Genomic DNA, 13,501 nt, shown 5'->3' on the forward strand with positions numbered 1-13,501 from the left:
GTAATATTTTATTTACAACTAAGATAAATTCCAAGCTACTATAAAGCAAATTTAGATAATTTTCTAGAGTTAAAAAATAGCTGTAAATGTAAACATTTTTTTACATTAAATGTTGATTGATGAAACTAAAGTACACTTTGTTGTGTGGATAAAATTTTGTTATTTTATTAGCCCGAGGCTGTCGGTAATATTATTGACCTTAAATTAATTATGTATAACCTAGCTCTTTGCCCACCGAAATGAGCAAAGTTTTGTTGGTTACAATAGATTGGAATTAATTATTAGTCTATGACTTTGTAAGCGGATTGGATAACTTCAGGAGACAATGTTACACCTTGTTTTTTAGCAGCACCAATATTGATGGCAAGACGTAATGATTGTCCTATTTCTGGAGCAATGTTACCTGCTTTTTCACCCTGTAAGATTCGAACAACAAGTTTGCCTGATTGGCGTCCCACATCATAGTAACTCATGCCATATGCGGCAACAGCGCCTCGTTCAATTGCATCAGGGAAAGAGGCTAACAGCGGGATTTTATTTTCATTAGCAAATTTTACTAATGACTCATAAGCTGAAACAACATTGTTATCGGTTGTTGTGTAGATTAAATCAACTTTTCCTTTTAATGTATTGACGGCAGTTGAGATATCAGCGGTTCGCTGAGCAGGTACCGCAACTAATTTGATATTTTGTTGCGATAAAAGTGCTTGTAGGTTTTTTAATACCACAGTTGAGTTAATTTCACTTGGGCTATAAATGTATCCTACAGATTTAACATTGGGTACGATTTTTTTTATAAAGTCGATTTGTGGCCCTATTTCTTGATAATCTGAAACGCCAGTGATGTTTGTACCTGTAGGTTGCCAGTTTTTAATTAACTTGGCTGCAATTGGATCTGTAATACCGGCAAAAACCACCGGGATCTGTCTGGTGGCAGCCGCAGTTGCTTGAGCACTCGGTGTGGCAATTGCGACAATAACATCAGGTTTTGCTGCGACAAATTGTCTGGCAATTTGTGCAGCAGTTGCGCTGCTGCCTTGTGCACTTTTGTATTGAACCGTTAAATTTTCGTTTAACTTATAGCCATTGTCTGTTAATTCATCTTTAACACCATCACGGATTTGGTCTAAGGATGGATGTTCTACAATCGCAGTAATAGCGACATTTTTTATTGTATCTGCAAAACTAAAAAAAGGGGTAACTAAAAGAATTATTAGCGATAACAAAAAGCGTTTCATAATAAGAACTCACAAACTAGTACAATGGTGCCAGTTTAACTTTATCAAGCTAAAAAGTGAAGTTGTATTTTATTAATAAATGAGCTTATCAACGATAATATTGTAACAATAAACCATTCACCCAGCCGTTTTGCTGCTATTTTTATATTCATTAAGAAATCTTAATTTTTAGTTTTTTGTGTATTAATCTTGCTGTTGAGCAAATATAAACGGATTAACGCCACTTTTAGCAAAACCTTCTTCTTCTGTTTTTATATCTAAAATCAATGAGGCAATATCATCAGCGATGACTTCAATATGGGGATCTTTATCTTGATCAAATATTTTTAAATAACTATGGCAAGTGTCACAACACTCCGTTTTAGTTGCTGCAAGTTCCTGTTCTAGTGACAGATATTGTATATCCTTCATATTATCGCAACAGGTGCACTTAATTCTAGGTACGTACCATTCACTTTCACATAAACTACAATGTAAATAGCGTAAACCACTGTGGCTACCTAATTGAATAACACTGGCTGAGGGCATGCTTCTGCAAACTGGGCACAACCAAAGTTTGTCTATATTTTCTGCGATGGCTTTGCCTTTGATTTGACTGGCCAGTTGGCAGTAGTAAACCGATAAAGCTGACCAAATAAAAATTGTTTCATCGCCATTAACTTGATCAAATTCACCTGTAAGTAAATGTATTGCTTTATTTTGCAACGCTTGAGAGCTATTTTTTTTTAGTTGATCTATGACTAAAGTAATTTGCTCTGTTGTGTTGGCACATGAGTCCAACAATGATGCTAAGTAATCTTGCCACGTATTTGTAAGTGGTAAATTATCTAAACTTAGCGGGGGATGCTCACTATTTAATAAACATGCTACATCAATATCTATTGGTTTTTGCTTGAGTAAATCGGCTTGTTGTTCAACAATTTTTGCACAAAAGTTTAAATAATCGCTAATTGGGCTATTGTTTGCAAGGCTTTTCAAACGCTCAGCTCGATGTGTATAAAGTGTTTTAGGTGATGGATATAAAAGTAATGGAATTTGCCGAATAACGGAGCTACTTGCTTGTTGTTCAAGTTGATCTTGAGGAATGATTTTTATATTCATTATAAATGCTCATTGATTGTGATTTTCGATTGTCACTGGTTTTTTGCTTTTAAAATAATACCGCTGATAGTAACTATCAGCGGTAAATACAATTAGAGATAGAGAGTGTTATCATGCTGGTTTATGTTTAACATCCGCTGATTCTACTTCAGACTTTGCTTTTGTATTGAGTTCATTTTGATAAATTTTATCCATTTCTTCTTCATACCAAGCCGAATGATTTTTGCGAGCCCAAGCTCGTGATACATAGCCTGTTATCATTCCTTTAATAGATCCTTTAACCCAAATTGCCATATAAGCATGACCAATAGCAAGTAAAATTAAGCCAATAGCAGCAAGCGAGTGAAAGAATATCGCAATACGCACAACTGGTATTGGAAAATAATCAGAAAAGTATCGTCGCCACATGATCATTCCAGTTACAAACAAGACCAAAATTAAGCTCATAATGCACCAGAATAAAAATTTCTGACCGACATTATATTTACCAATGGGAATACCTTCTTCTTTACCCATAATCACTTTTTTAAAGTTTTTTATCCATAACAGATCTTGTTTATTTGGAATATTATGATGAGCAAGTTTTAAAAACATAAACATCAGCAGTACAAAGACAATACAACCAATAATGGGATGTAATGCTCTGACTAACTGTGGAGTGCCGAGCACCAACCCAAATAATTTAATGGATGGGAAAAACAAGGATAGCCCCGATAGTGCCGTTAAAATGAAAAGGCAAACCATGCACCAATGACAGAAGCGAACAAGAAGAGGGGTTCTTAATATCATGTTTTGCTTATTCATGATGATTCTCCTGTTGTGACAATGGGGAACTATGTTTACGCCGAAAAATGGGTAAACCTAGGCGTTTTCGAGCTTGGTTATCGGCTTCTTTTTCTTGTTCAATGTCTTGTTCATCTACCTCAATTGCGCCCACTCCCATATAATGGAATAGTAAGCCGCCAAATGTTGCAATAAATGCTGCCGCCGATAGCGGTTTCCAAATACCTTTCCAGAATTTAACCACTTCGCTAATTTGCGGATCTTTAGGTAAGCCATGATAAAGTTCAGGTTGATCTGCATGGTGTAAAACATACATAACGTGAGTGCCGCCTACGCCTTGTGGATCATAAAGCCCAGCCTGTGCAAATCCCCGTTTTTTCAAGTCTATAATTCGATTCTCTGCATGGCGAATCATATCTTGTTTTGTACCAAAATGAATGGCGCCAGTTGGGCATGTTTTTACACAAGCAGGTTCTTGCCCAACTGCCACACGGTCTACGCATAAAGTACATTTATATGAATGATTATCTTCTTTACTAATTCGGGGAATATTAAATGGGCAACCTGCGACACAATAACCACAACCTATACAATGTTCAGATTGAAAATCCACAATACCATTAGCATATTGAATAATAGCACCTTCTGATGGGCAAGCTTTTAAGCACCCAGGATCAGAACAGTGCATACAGCCATCTTTGCGAATAAGCCATTCAAATTTGCCGTTAACTTCAACTTCTGAATATCGCATGACAGTCCATGCTTTGGGTTCTAAATCTGCAGGATTATCATAAACACCAACGGTATTACCAACTTCAGCTCGAAGATCGTTCCATTCGCTACAAGCTACTTGGCAAGCTTTACAGCCAATGCACGTTGTCACATCAATTAATTTAGCTACTTCTTGTTGATAATCGCGAGCCCGTGGCGCTGGAGTTAATGTATTGGTTGCAGAGCGGCGAATAATATCTTGAGTTTGTAATGACATAATATAGTTTTCCTCCCTTATGCCGCTGTGGTGACTTTTTCGATATTGACTAAAAATGATTTATATTCTGGTGTTTGTGAATTCGCATCACCTAAATGTGGTGTTAATTCATTAACCAAAAATCCTTTCTTTGTCTGACCAGTGAATCCCCAAACAATTGGAATTCCAATGGTTTCGATTTGTTTACCATCAACAGTTAATGTCGGGAGTCGTTTAGTGACAACGGCTTTCGCTTTGATATAACCTCGGTATGACGTCACTTTTACGGTATCACCTACCTTTATGCCTTTTTTATTTGCAAGATTTTCACTTAGTTCAACAAATTGCTCGGGCTGAGTAATTGAAGCCAGCCTTGCATGTTGCGTCCAAAAATGAAAATGCTCAGTAATGCTGTACGTCGTGCCCACGTAAGGGAATTGGCTAGCCTTTCCTAAGCGTTCCAAATCTTCTTTAAATGCACGTGCTACAGGGCTACTTACTTGATTTGGATGTAATGGATTATTAGTAATAGGTGTTTCAAACGGTTCATAATGTTCTGGGAATGGACCATCGACTAATCGGTTTAAGCAAAACAATCCACCTAAACCATCGTTATTCATAATAAAGGCGCCTGCCCCTGTATTTGGTGATAATGTTGCAGTAAAATCAGGCACATCATTACCAACCCAGCTTGAGCCGTTCCATTTTACTAAAACTCGTTTAGGATCCCACGGCTGACCGTTTTCATCTGCTGAAGCGCGATTATAAAGTACGCGTCGATTCATCGGCCATGACCAAGCCCAACCTGCATGAATGCCTTTACCTGATGGATCACTTGGATCGCGTCGTGCCATTTGGTTGCCTTGCTCAGTCCAAGATCCACAGAATATCCAAATGCCTGATGAGGTTGTACCATCTGCTTTTAATTGTGAAAAGCCACTGAGTAGCTGTCCTTTTTTAAGAATCACATTGCCATTGGCATCAGTGATATCAGCCAGCGCACGCCCATTGTAATCTTTGGCTAATTCTTCAGCCGCTGGCCCTTGAGGATCTTCATAGTCCCAAACTAAGTTATCAATTGGATCGTGATAGGCACCCCCTTCTTGAGCATATAGTTCTTTGATTCTTAAAAAGATACGAGCAATAATTTCAGGATCATATAAAGATTCATAAGGCGGGCGAGCTGCTGCCCAATGCCACTGTAGCCAGCGAGAAGAGTTCACTATTGTTCCGTTTTCCTCAGCAAAACAGTTTGACGGCAATCTAAAGACTTCTGTTTGAATTTTACTAGAGTCAACATCATTGGATTCACCATGGTTTTTCCAAAACTCAGCCGTTTCTGTTGGCATTGGGTCAATGTTAACTAAAAATTTTAAATTAGATAAGCCGTCACGGATGCTATTTTTATCTGGGAGTGCAGCAAGAGGATTAAAACCTTGGCAGATAAAGCCATTAGCCTGACCATCACGCATCATTTTACTGAATCTTAAGATATCATAGGTTTTATCCCATTTGGGTAACCAATCAAATCCCCAATCATTATCTATAGTCGCTTTATCACCATACATCGACTTCATAAAACTGACAAAGAATTTTGGGTAATTTCCCCAAAAGTTCACTTCACTTGGACCAAGTGGTTTTGGTGTTTTTTCTTCCAGATACTGAGTAAGTGAAACTTGAGAATCTTTTGGCAAATCAAGATAGGCTGGTAAACGATTGGATAACAAGCCGACATCGGTTAATCCTTGAATATTTGAATGCCCGCGTAGCGCATTAATTCCCCCCCCCATGACACCTATATTGCCTAAGATTAGTTGGATCATCGCCGCTGTGCGGATGATTTGTGTGCCATAAGTATGTTGAGTCCAACCTAATGCATATAAAAAGGTTGCGGCTCTATCATGGGTTTTTGTGCTAGCGAGTGAACGGCAAACATGTAAAAACCCATCAATTGGGCTACCAGTGACCTTATTTACCATTTCAGGGGTATAACGGCTAACATGCTGTTTTAATAGATTCCAAACGCAACGAGGGTGGCTTAGTGTTTTATCCCGAAGGGCATAACCATTTTCATCTTTTTGATATGCCCAACTGCTTTGATCATATTGGCGGTTAGTTGCATCATAGCCACTAAATAAACCGCTATTTGCGTCAAAATTAAAATCTTCACGCACAATTAAGCTAGCATTACTGTGTGTGACTAAATAGTCGAAATTAACTTCATTATTAGTAATAAGATAATTAATAATACCGAGCAAAAATGCAATGTCAGAGCCCGCACGAATGGGGACATAATGATCTGCAACCGAAGCGGTTCGATGAAAACGCGGATCAATTGCAATTAATTCTGCACCATTATTAATTTTTGCCTCTATTGCCCATTTAAAACCAACAGGATGAGCTTCTGCCGCATTTCCTCCCATCACGATAACAACGTTAGCATTTTTGATATCATTCCAGTTGTTGGTCATAGCGCCACGACCAAAGGTGGCAGCTAAACTTGATACAGAAGGACCATGACAAACCCTAGCTTGGGTTTCAAGGCTTAACATACCTAAAGCGCGAGCAACTTTAAATGCTAACCAACCCGTTTCGTTACTAGCCGCTGATGTAACAAGCCAACCAGTGGTTGTCCAGCGATTTACTGTGGTGCCATTTTTATTTTTTTCAATAAAGTTTTTATCTCGGTCTTCTTTCATTAAACGAGCGATGCGGTCAATGGCTTCATCCCAACTAATGCGTTGCCATTTATCTGAGCCTGGGGCTCGATATTCTGGGTATTTAACACGTTGTTCGCTTTTTATAAAATCAAGTACACCTGCCCCTTTCGGACAAAGTGATCCTCGGCTGACAGGATGATCGGGATCGCCCTCTACGTGAAAAATAGATGATTCAGCATTTTTTGCACCATCTCCACGACTATAAAGTAACATTCCGCATCCAACAGAACAATAGGTACAGTTATTACGGGTTTCTTTTGATTTGAGTAATTTAAATTGGCGAGTTTGTGCGAGCGCCACATTTGGAGCGAGTCCTAATGTGGCGACGGTTGTTCCTGCCATACCACCAGCACAGATCTTAAAGAACTGTCTACGGTTAAATAGCATATGGACTCCTTAGAAAACTGACATTACATTATTTAATTTATTATATTTTTAAAGCTATAAACTTTCCTATTTATATCAATAATAATCGTTTCTTATGCAGAAATAAAGGAAAATGCCAGTATGAATTACCAAAGTTTGACATATGTCAAAAAATAAGCTCATGCTCGTTTTAATTGCCGAAAAGATGAAAAGGAAATCATATTGATATAAATAAGTTGTAGGTAAAATATACACCTTAATTTGACAAGCTTTCGATTTGATTATGACAAGTTAAAAATATTAACTAAATGGTTTAGTCAGATCTTTCTTTCGTGCATCCCTATCTAATAATGGGCACTTTAGCAGTGTTTTAAGTGGATATAGTTAAGTCACAGCACCTAATTAGTAATGCATATTAGATTATTGCTTATTAATATTAAAAATAAGAATAAGGTTTGGCAATTTTGCGCTTTTTAGGCTTTTTCTTTTTTTGTGGCTTGAACTGCCAGCTGGAATTATCCGCTACGTAAATTTCATTTAGCTTTAAATCATAGGGGATGTCTTTTAGCGTGTCGGCAATTTCGTCATAAGGCGAGGGTAACGTAAAATATAAGCCATAATCGTTATCAACAATCAGTGTGCCATATACAATCTTCTGAAATTTGCTCAAAGAGCATAGCTCTTCCATGGTAATACCAGCATATAATTCATTTTTATATTGATTTTGGTATTTACCTAGGTAGTTTTGGTTGCATCCTATGCCAATGATATCGCCATCAAATGTGGTTGTTAGCGTCAATGTATCATCATTTAATGAATAAAAACTCTGTCTAGTCATCTCACCCATTGAAAAATGAAGCTCGTGTTCTTGGTAGTTAACATCAAAATATTGATACATTTCATCGAGATAAGAAAGAATGTTATCACCAATTTGAATATTAGCCATTGATTTATAACTAATAATATCAGCAGTAAAATCAATCATTGATTACCATCCTGAAGTTTGCACATTGCTGTCTCATTTTTGCTATCAGTTTGATTGCTTATCGACATAATTATCAAAACCAGCCAGATAAATTGTATATTGTACAGTTTGCCTCAATTTATGTCATTCATGATAAAATTGATAGAGCTATGGGGATGAGTGGATAGTAATCTAAGTATGACTAATCGCTAGTAACGCGTAATAGTTTGGCATTTTTCTGACTCAGTTTAGTGATGAGCTGTTGTAATTCATCTTGAAAATCATCGATTTGTTGGGTGATTTGCATCAAATCTGCTATTAATGTTGTTAGCTCGTTGCTATTAAAAACGGCATCAGTTTTGTAATAATCACTGATTTTTTTTAATTGTTTAAAGCTACGCCAATTTGTTGATTTGCTAAATATTTTACTATGTAGATCTTCGTTCATAGCAAATTGTATCTGCCATTGATTATCAATATGGATAATAAAATCTAATCCCATTCGTTTAAATACCTTATTGAGCTGATCATGTAAGTGATTATTTTATGCGTTTATAAGATGATTTGTTGTGTGATTAATCTGATTTTATCATAATAGTCAGATATGTCATTGGCGGTTAGTTCATCGTCATAATTGCTGATATGAAAGTAATCATGCTCAGCATGATGGCAATAAAATGAAAATAGTGTATATTCAAAAATCAGTAAAATGCCTTTTACTACCTCGTTATAATTATTCGTTTTTCCTAACTGTTGATAGGTTTTTGCTAAGGCTTGGCAATTATTTAATAGTTGATTAAATGTTGATTTATCAAAAAAACTTAGTTCATGCAATTGATACAAAAATGATTGTTCATCTTCTGCTTGGGCTTGATGGATTATGGCGTTTTCCAATTGAGTGATATTTTGTATATGGCTCATTTTCTATTAGCTTTTCTATTTATTGTTTATCTTCACTTATAGTTCACGTATAGATGGTGCTCTAAAATTTAATCCCAAATTATGCTGTTTTAAATTATCAAATAATAGTAGCTAATCATATAACATACTTTAATTAAATTTTTTTAGTCTTCATTATTGGGTCATGTCCATTTATATCAGTCAGCCTTTAGTGAAAGTTGTTAAGTTACTTAAATCATTTTCGTGGGTTAAGCTATTTAGTTGCTTTGGATCAGCAAGTTAATATGTGATGTAATACATGACAATAATTCTATGAAAATTTTGTCGAAGATTGCCAGCTCAAAATCATCTAGATCGTTTTGGTATTTCATTACATTATCGATACCATAATTTGAATAAACGGTGCAAGTGGCATGTATTATACCCTCTGTGATTTGAATATTGATGATATCGTTATCAAATAGCTCAATGCCGTTAATTGATAATTTGAAGCGAAGATAAATTCGGTGTTTTAAGATATCAATATGTACAGAACTAGCCATATTATGTACAGTAAATTCATCAGCAATATTGGTTTGTAATAAAATGCCTAATTGATTAAGTTGAGTTGATAAATGTGATATCAATTCGATCACTTTTTTATTAGAAGAAATCACCATGCTTAAATGCTATAACATAATTTATGTGCTAGTACTATTTGTGTTAAACAAGCATATTGTGTAAAAAACATATGCCATTTATGTTTAATCAGCATATTGTAAAAAAGCGTCATTTTCAATATAGAAAATAAAAGAGTTAAATAAATCTTCTAATGTTGGATTACCTAATTCATTGTTAGCAACTTCAATAATATCTTCAATATCGGCTTTTTCTAGCGTTGGGATCCAGTCTTCTTCTATTACTTTTTGGGAAAGGTCTGAATCAAAATTATTTAACGCATCATCATCCAAAAACCGACCTTGTGTATCAAGTGTCCAAGAGGAGTGATCAGCAGGAAGATAAAAAAAATGGTTTGGCATATCCTTTATGTTAGAAAGCACATCACGTATAGCGATAAAATCCATAAATTCCTCTTAAATAACTTGCATGAGATCGTTGCATTTGTAATAAACGTTTGTAATAAATACGCATTAGTTTAATGCAACTTGAGGTAAGTGTCATTATGGCTAAATAAATAATTTATTCATTTAATCACCATCAGCAAGAATTATTTCATCCTCACTGGATGCTTGCTTAAATAGCAAAACGAGTTTTTGGATCTCGCTGTCATTATGCTGATGTAACAAATTGATTAATATTTTTTGATGGTCTGGGTAGATTCTTGTTTGGCCATAAGGATCAATCATAATGCCCGTTTTTTGCCTTAAATAAGTAAAAGCGTGATCAAGCAATTGGACTTTTTTATCGTTTAAAACCAGAGATGATTTACTGCCATCTTGATCCGATAAATAGGAAAAATCTAACATCTTTTATATTTCCTAGCCTAGATAACGTGTTGATTAATAGAAATTACATAAATCAATAATATATTGAGGCACATTTTTACGATAACAAATGCTTTTTTTTAAACCCATAGAGCCTTGCTTTGCACATTTTAGCAGATCATCATCACGAATAATAAAAGTACTATCTTCAAGAAAAATATCAATGACAGCTTCGGCAAATGAATTTGGAATATAGTTTAGAGCAAGATTAAAAATACGGTTTTTAGCTTCATTATTTTCTAATAATGATTCAATGATAACCGATGCATTTTGCTGCCATTTGTTAGCCAACAAGATAAAATCTTGCTCATTGATTGTTTCTTGCAGAATGATGTTAACTACCATGTTATAGCCTTTAGCTTACAATGAACAAATAATATTGCACTTCATTAAAATTATCTCCGAATTAGCGTATTTTTGAATTATTTGATTAATGGGTTTATATCATCGATAGTTTGCATTACTCTAGTTGTAATTAAAGGCTTAAGTGTTTTGTTCATCGTTTCAATTTTAGCTAAGTTTGAGCCATTTTTATCATCTAAATAACCTTGCTCTCTTAGTGATGCAACTAATGTGGAAAATACGCCTTTATCAAAGAATTCAGGGGCATTAATACCATGTAAAATGGATAATCGTTCGGCAATGAGTCGAGCCTCTTTTTCTAGTGTTGCACGGCTAATTGTTGGATCTTTTTGCAATAAAGAAAATGCAATAGCATAACGTTGCAATGTATCTTTAGATGATGAAGCAATTAATTGTAATTCCGACATTTTTAAGTAATTTAGTGTTAATTTATCTGGCGAATAACAAATTAGGTTTAATTCGGCATAGATTTTAATAATTTTATCTACATATTCAGTGAGTTGTTCATCATTGTGATAAACAAATAGCTCTGATTTGATTAACGGAAAAAGTCGTTTTACTTGTTCTAAAACTTCATCCGATGAAATCCGGTTATGTTTGAGTAAAATTCTGGCCACAATAGCTGGAATAATCAGTAAATGCTGAATATTATTACGATAATAAGTCATTAAAACCGCTTGTTCGTTAGTTAAACCAACAATTTCGCCAGCTTCGTCTGTGGTAATAACAAATTTTCCCATTTCTTTGGCATGCTCAAACAATTCTTCTGGCGTTTGTTCTGGAATGGTTATCAACTCTGAATAAGGAATATTTTTTAATAATTTTAACAAATAATCAATCAGTTCAATTAATCTAACTTTCGTTAATGCACGTTGATCTGCCGCTAATAATATTGAACAGCATAAGTTCATTGCATTGATTGCAGCTGAAGAGTTGATGTGCTCCATAATTTGTTTAGCAAGTAAATTGGTTGTTGGTGTTAACCATTGCGGGCGTTGAGTACCAGTCGGTTCGATTGCATCTCGCCATTCTGGAACTTGTTGATTTAAAAACTGATTTAACGGTATTGGTTGACCAAAATTCACATAGCCAAATCCCAATTTTTTTAATTTTAAAAATGCTTTTAGAGTACGCCACAAGCTTTCTTTTTCTTTCTTTGCTCCTCGTAACTCATTGGCGTAGGTAGCGACCTCTAACACATGCTCATAACCAATATAAACAGGAACAACGGTAATGGGTCTTGCATCACCACGTAATAATGTTTGAATTGTCATCATTAACATACCTGTTTTAGGATCGAGTAATCTACCTGTACGAGATCGTCCACCTTCAACAAAATATTCAACAGCATAACCACGGATAAAAAGTTCCGCTAAATATTCTCGAAAAACGGATGTATAAAGTTTATTACCTCGGAATGAACGGCGAATAAAAAAGGCGCCTAATCGCCTAAAAATGGGTCCTGCTGGCCAAAAGTTCAAGTTAATGCCAGCAGCAATATGAGGAGGAACTAATCCTTGTCGATAAAGCACATAAGAAAGTAATAGATAATCCATATGGCTGCGGTGGCAAGGAGCATAGACAATTTCATGCCCATTTTGGGCAAGCTCTCGAACAGGATCGGCATTAGTGACTTTAAGACCTTGATAAAGCCTATTCCACGCCCAGGTCAGCACAAAATCGGTTATTCGTAGCATACGATAAGAAAAATTAGCGGCAATTTCATTTAAAATCGCTAATGCGTTTTTCTTTGCTTTATCAAGGTCAATATTTTTACTTTTTGCTTCTTCTTGTATTGCTTCGCTAATTACTTGCTTTTTTAGTAAGTTATTTAGCATCGCTTGACGAACAGGAAGCTTAGGTCCGATGGATGCCATACGTTGTTTGGCGAAATGGATGCGTGCAACGCGTGCTAGTTTATGCGCTAAAATAGGAAGATCTTGCTGTTTATCAACATGAATATCTTTAAATGAAACTGTACGAGAAAATCGAGTATAACAATCTCTGCCTGACGTGATGATTTTTAAAAATTTGCTAGTTGCGCCAAGTACCTGTAATGATAGTTTTTTCTTCCCTTCGATATCAGGCTTGCGACCAAACATAACCGAAACAGGTAACATTTGGACATCAAGATCATGATTTTGTTGATGTGCTGAAATATAATCTCTTAAAATTTCAATTGCTTTATTTTTTTGTTGGTTAGAGGCAAAAATACCAGGTCCTTTATCAATATAGATGTAAGCAGGAATGTTTTTACCATTGATATCTAAGCCAGCTAGTGGATCTGGTAAATTATATTGCAAACAAAGCGATCGCAACACCATCAAATCGATTTGAGAGTTATAAGGTAAGACATATAAAATTGGTTTATCGGTATCAAGGTCTAATTCTATTATTGGATCGGTAGGAACAGGTTTACTTTTCACAAAAAGTTTCACCAAGATTTGGATAAGAAAAAAATAAGCTTTAGCCCACCAAGAAAACATAAAAAATAAACCTCATACCTTTGTGTTATTGATATACTTAACTGACATTAATTGTTTACCCATCAACCCACCACAAGCAAGTATTTTGCTTGTAAACAGACATAGTGCTCTTTTGGGGCATCAAGATAA

At 35.5% G+C, this 13,501-nt stretch carries 13 protein-coding genes; all 13 read right to left on the minus strand.

Annotation, left to right across the window (positions count from 1 at the left end; genetic code table 11):
* Positions 1-281: 281 nt before the first annotated feature.
* A complete protein-coding gene (locus tag A9G28_RS04830; RefSeq protein ID WP_065567377.1) occupies positions 282-1,238 on the minus strand; it encodes an ABC transporter substrate-binding protein in 957 nt (318 codons plus the stop codon).
* 183 nt (positions 1,239-1,421) lie between these two features.
* Positions 1,422-2,339, minus strand: a complete 918-nt coding sequence (fdhE, locus tag A9G28_RS04835; protein ID WP_065579931.1) for a formate dehydrogenase accessory protein FdhE — start codon at positions 2,337-2,339, stop codon at positions 1,422-1,424.
* Positions 2,340-2,450: 111 nt separating this feature from the next.
* Positions 2,451-3,143 (minus strand): formate dehydrogenase subunit gamma, encoded by a 693-nt coding sequence (locus tag A9G28_RS04840; RefSeq protein WP_065567375.1) that lies wholly within the window; start codon positions 3,141-3,143, stop codon positions 2,451-2,453.
* On the minus strand, positions 3,136-4,110 hold the full coding sequence (fdxH, locus tag A9G28_RS04845) for a formate dehydrogenase subunit beta (RefSeq protein WP_081295828.1): 975 nt from the start codon (positions 4,108-4,110) through the stop codon (positions 3,136-3,138). Before fdxH ends, A9G28_RS04840 begins: the two co-directional genes overlap by 8 nt.
* A gap of 17 nt (positions 4,111-4,127) precedes the next feature.
* Positions 4,128-7,196 carry a formate dehydrogenase-N subunit alpha gene (fdnG, locus tag A9G28_RS04850; RefSeq protein ID WP_081301501.1) on the minus strand — a complete coding sequence of 1,023 codons (3,069 nt, stop codon included), beginning with the start codon at positions 7,194-7,196 and terminating at the stop codon, positions 4,128-4,130.
* A gap of 415 nt (positions 7,197-7,611) precedes the next feature.
* Positions 7,612-8,160 carry a hypothetical protein gene (locus tag A9G28_RS04855; RefSeq protein WP_065579932.1) on the minus strand — a complete coding sequence of 183 codons (549 nt, stop codon included), beginning with the start codon at positions 8,158-8,160 and terminating at the stop codon, positions 7,612-7,614.
* A 181-nt stretch (positions 8,161-8,341) separates the two neighbouring features.
* Positions 8,342-8,641 (minus strand): hypothetical protein, encoded by a 300-nt coding sequence (locus A9G28_RS04860; RefSeq protein WP_065579933.1) that lies wholly within the window; start codon positions 8,639-8,641, stop codon positions 8,342-8,344.
* Positions 8,642-8,691: 50 nt separating this feature from the next.
* Positions 8,692-9,060: an Imm41 family immunity protein gene (locus tag A9G28_RS04865; protein WP_065579934.1), complete on the minus strand. Its 369-nt coding sequence runs from the start codon at positions 9,058-9,060 to the stop codon at positions 8,692-8,694.
* A 236-nt stretch (positions 9,061-9,296) separates the two neighbouring features.
* Positions 9,297-9,698: a hypothetical protein gene (locus A9G28_RS04870; protein WP_065579935.1), complete on the minus strand. Its 402-nt coding sequence runs from the start codon at positions 9,696-9,698 to the stop codon at positions 9,297-9,299.
* Between the two features lie 84 nt (positions 9,699-9,782).
* A complete protein-coding gene (locus A9G28_RS04875) occupies positions 9,783-10,103 on the minus strand; it encodes a DUF7716 domain-containing protein (protein ID WP_065579936.1) in 321 nt (106 codons plus the stop codon).
* Positions 10,104-10,226: 123 nt separating this feature from the next.
* Complete coding sequence (locus tag A9G28_RS04880; RefSeq protein WP_065579937.1) at positions 10,227-10,505, minus strand: hypothetical protein; 279 nt, start codon at positions 10,503-10,505, stop codon at positions 10,227-10,229.
* Positions 10,506-10,538: 33 nt separating this feature from the next.
* On the minus strand, positions 10,539-10,868 hold the full coding sequence (locus A9G28_RS04885; protein ID WP_065567369.1) for a hypothetical protein: 330 nt from the start codon (positions 10,866-10,868) through the stop codon (positions 10,539-10,541).
* 77 nt (positions 10,869-10,945) lie between these two features.
* Positions 10,946-13,372 (minus strand): glycerol-3-phosphate 1-O-acyltransferase PlsB, encoded by a 2,427-nt coding sequence (plsB, locus tag A9G28_RS04890; protein ID WP_065567368.1) that lies wholly within the window; start codon positions 13,370-13,372, stop codon positions 10,946-10,948.
* Positions 13,373-13,501: the final 129 nt, after the last annotated feature.

Source organism: Gilliamella sp. Fer1-1, assembly GCF_001690825.1.
Taxonomy (GTDB): domain Bacteria; phylum Pseudomonadota; class Gammaproteobacteria; order Enterobacterales; family Orbaceae; genus Gilliamella; species Gilliamella apicola_C.

What these genes read in the sequence shown, in the direction of transcription:
- A9G28_RS04830 (WP_065567377.1), bottom strand. Translation starts at nt 1,238, where the DNA reads ATGAAACGCTTTTTGTTATCGCTAATAATTCTTTTAGTTACCCCTTTT.
- fdhE (WP_065579931.1), bottom strand. Translation starts at nt 2,339, where the DNA reads ATGAATATAAAAATCATTCCTCAAGATCAACTTGAACAACAAGCAAGT.
- A9G28_RS04840 (WP_065567375.1), bottom strand. Translation starts at nt 3,143, where the DNA reads ATGAATAAGCAAAACATGATATTAAGAACCCCTCTTCTTGTTCGCTTC.
- fdxH (WP_081295828.1), bottom strand. Translation starts at nt 4,110, where the DNA reads ATGTCATTACAAACTCAAGATATTATTCGCCGCTCTGCAACCAATACA.
- fdnG (WP_081301501.1), bottom strand. Translation starts at nt 7,196, where the DNA reads ATGCTATTTAACCGTAGACAGTTCTTTAAGATCTGTGCTGGTGGTATG.
- A9G28_RS04855 (WP_065579932.1), bottom strand. Translation starts at nt 8,160, where the DNA reads ATGATTGATTTTACTGCTGATATTATTAGTTATAAATCAATGGCTAAT.
- A9G28_RS04860 (WP_065579933.1), bottom strand. Translation starts at nt 8,641, where the DNA reads ATGGGATTAGATTTTATTATCCATATTGATAATCAATGGCAGATACAA.
- A9G28_RS04865 (WP_065579934.1), bottom strand. Translation starts at nt 9,060, where the DNA reads ATGAGCCATATACAAAATATCACTCAATTGGAAAACGCCATAATCCAT.
- A9G28_RS04870 (WP_065579935.1), bottom strand. Translation starts at nt 9,698, where the DNA reads ATGGTGATTTCTTCTAATAAAAAAGTGATCGAATTGATATCACATTTA.
- A9G28_RS04875 (WP_065579936.1), bottom strand. Translation starts at nt 10,103, where the DNA reads ATGGATTTTATCGCTATACGTGATGTGCTTTCTAACATAAAGGATATG.
- A9G28_RS04880 (WP_065579937.1), bottom strand. Translation starts at nt 10,505, where the DNA reads ATGTTAGATTTTTCCTATTTATCGGATCAAGATGGCAGTAAATCATCT.
- A9G28_RS04885 (WP_065567369.1), bottom strand. Translation starts at nt 10,868, where the DNA reads ATGGTAGTTAACATCATTCTGCAAGAAACAATCAATGAGCAAGATTTT.
- plsB (WP_065567368.1), bottom strand. Translation starts at nt 13,372, where the DNA reads ATGTTTTCTTGGTGGGCTAAAGCTTATTTTTTTCTTATCCAAATCTTG.